The 2,642-nt window shown below is 53.2% G+C and carries 1 rRNA gene; it reads right to left on the bottom strand.

The features are described 5' to 3' along the window. Positions 1 to 101: 101 nt before the first annotated feature. A 23S ribosomal RNA gene (locus tag IEX40_RS21945) occupies positions 102 to 2,642 on the bottom strand; the annotation flags it as partial.

The raw sequence follows: 2,642 nt of genomic DNA, 5'->3' as shown, positions 1-2,642 counted from the left end.
CTGTCTTGTCGTTCGCTACAAGCTTCAACCGGTGCCACCTTGCTTCTTCAGCAGGGGCTCATCGATCTACATATTCAACTTTCAAACGCCTTGGGCGTTATATGGTCAAGCCTCACGAGCAATTAGTACTGGTTAGCTCAACGCCTTACAACGCTTACACACCCAGCCTATCAACGTCCTGGTCTCGAACGGCTCTTTAGGGACCTCAAGGGTCCAGTGAGATCTCATCTTGAAGGAGGCTTCCCGCTTAGATGCTTTCAGCGGTTATCCCGTCCGAACGTAGCTACCGGGCAATGCCACTGGCGTGACAACCCGAACACCAGAGGTTCGTTCACTCCGGTCCTCTCGTACTAGGAGCAACTCTTCTCAAATCTCAAACGCCCACGGCAGATAGGGACCGAACTGTCTCACGACGTTCTAAACCCAGCTCGCGTACCACTTTAAATGGCGAACAGCCATACCCTTGGGACCGGCTTCAGCCCCAGGATGTGATGAGCCGACATCGAGGTGCCAAACACCGCCGTCGATGTGAACTCTTGGGCGGTATCAGCCTGTTATCCCCGGAGTACCTTTTATCCGTTGAGCGATGGCCCTTCCATACAGAACCACCGGATCACTAGAACCTACTTTCGTACCTGCTCGACGTGTCTGTCTCGCAGTCAAGCACCCTTATACTCTTACGCTCATTGCATGATTTCCGACCATGCTGAGGGTACCTTCGTGCTCCTCCGTTACGCTTTGGGAGGAGACCGCCCCAGTCAAACTACCCACCACACAATGTCCTCGCCCCGGATAACGGGGCTGAGTTAGAACCTCAACAGTACCAGGCTGGTATTTCAAGGTCGGCTCCACGCGAACTGGCGTCCACGCTTCAAAGCCTCCCAGCTATCCTACACAAGTAATGTCAAAGTCCACTGTGAAGCTATAGTAAAGGTTCACGGGGTCTTTCCGTCTAGCCGCGGGGACGCTGCATCTTCACAGCGAGTTCAATTTCACTGAGTCTCGGGTGGAGACAGTGTGGCCATCGTTACGCCATTCGTGCAGGTCGGAACTTACCCGACAAGGAATTTCGCTACCTTAGGACCGTTATAGTTACGGCCGCCGTTTACCGGGGCTTCGATCAAGAGCTTCGCTTGCGCTAACCCCATCAATTAACCTTCCGGCACCGGGCAGGCGTCACACCCTATACGTCCACTTTCGTGTTTGCAGAGTGCTGTGTTTTTAATAAACAGTCGCAGCCACCTGGTATCTTCGACCGGTGTCAGCTCCAGACGCGAAGTCCTTCACCAACGCCGGCGTGCCTTCTCCCGAAGTTACGGCACCATTTTGCCTAGTTCCTTCACCCGAGTTCTCTCAAGCGCCTTGGTATTCTCAACCTGACCACCTGTGTCGGTTTCGGGTACGGTCCCGCATAACCTGAAGCTTAGAGGATTTTCCTGGAAGCTTGGCATCAACCACTTCGCTCCACATGGGAGCTCGTCATCAGGTCTCAGTCTTAGGAAGCCGGATTTGCCTAACTTCCCAACCTACACCCTTAAACACGGACAACCAACGCCGTGCTGGCCTAGCCTTCTCCGTCCCCCCGTCGCAGTTATGCGCGGTACAGGAATATTAACCTGTTTCCCATCGACTACGCTTTTCAGCCTCGCCTTAGGGGCCGACTCACCCTACCCCGATTAACGTTGGATAGGAACCCTTGGTCTTCCGGCGAGGGGGTTTTTCACCCCCTTTATCGTTACTTATGTCAACATTCGCACTTCTGATACCTCCACGGTGCCTCACAGCTTCCGCTTCAACGGCTTACAGAACGCTCCTCTACCATGCCCTAAGGCATCCGCAGCTTCGGTGTCTAGTTTGAGCCCCGTTATATCTTCCGCGCAGGCCGACTCGACTAGTGAGCTATTACGCTTTCTTTAAAGGGTGGCTGCTTCTAAGCCAACCTCCTAGCTGTCTAAGCCTTCCCACATCGTTTCCCACTTAACTAGAACTTTGGGACCTTAGCTGGCGGTCTGGGTTGTTTCCCTTTTCACGACGGACGTTAGCACCCGCCGTGTGTCTCCCATGATTGCACTCTTGGGTATTCGGAGTTTGCATCGGGTTGGTAAGTCGGGATGACCCCCTAGCCGAAACAGTGCTCTACCCCCCAAGGTGAGACATGAGGCGCTACCTAAATAGCTTTCGAGGAGAACCAGCTATCTCCGAGCTTGATTAGCCTTTCACTCCGATCCACAGGTCATCCGCTAACTTTTCAACGGTAGTCGGTTCGGTCCTCCAGTTGATGTTACTCAACCTTCAACCTGCCCATGGATAGATCGCCCGGTTTCGGGTCTACTCCCAGCAACTAAACGCCCTATTAAGACTCGGTTTCCCTACGCCTCCCCTACACGGTTAAGCTTGCTACTGAAAGTAAGTCGTTGACCCATTATACAAAAGGTACGCAGTCACCGTCCGTAAACGGCTCCCACTGCTTGTACGTACACGGTTTCAGGGTCTATTTCACTCCCCTCACAGGGGTTCTTTTCGCCTTTCCCTCACGGTACTGGTTCACTATCGGTCAGTCAGGAGTATTTAGCCTTGGAGGATGGTCCCCCCATATTCAGTCAAGATAACACGTGTCCCGACCTACTCGATTTCACTGTAAA

Source organism: Marinobacterium zhoushanense (genome assembly GCF_014641945.1).
GTDB classification, from domain to species: domain Bacteria; phylum Pseudomonadota; class Gammaproteobacteria; order Pseudomonadales; family Balneatricaceae; genus Marinobacterium_D; species Marinobacterium_D zhoushanense.
This window is presented reverse-complemented; position numbering and strand designations above follow the sequence as displayed.